The organism is Bacillus sp. SIMBA_031, from assembly GCF_046535225.1.
GTDB lineage: Bacteria > Bacillota > Bacilli > Bacillales > Bacillaceae > Bacillus > Bacillus velezensis.
In genome coordinates this window covers 1-256 of sequence record NZ_JAWRXC010000440.1, presented here as the reverse complement: position 1 = coordinate 256, position 256 = coordinate 1, and the positions used below count along the sequence as shown (strand labels likewise).

1 protein-coding gene is annotated in these 256 nt (G+C 59.8%); it reads left to right on the top strand.

Translation table 11 applies throughout. From position 1 onward, the window contains the following. Positions 1-256 (top strand): WD40/YVTN/BNR-like repeat-containing protein (locus tag SB724_RS20960; protein WP_410572890.1); only part of this gene is annotated, 256 nt, incomplete at both ends.

Genomic DNA, 256 nt, shown 5'->3' with positions numbered 1-256 from the left:
AGGCCGGCCGTTTCTGGACGTGCGCTTTAAAGACGCCCTGAGCGGATACGCAGTCGGCGCCTACAACCTGCTGCTCGCAACCGAAAATGGTGGGCAAAGCTGGCAGGTGCTCTCTGACAAGACCGACAACCCAGGCGGATTGCACTTCAATGCGGTCCGGTTGGGTGAAGCAGGGCAAGTCTACCTGGCGGGGGAACAAGGGCTGCTGTTGCAAAAAAATCTCCAGACCGGGCGATTCGACTCCCTCTCGACACCC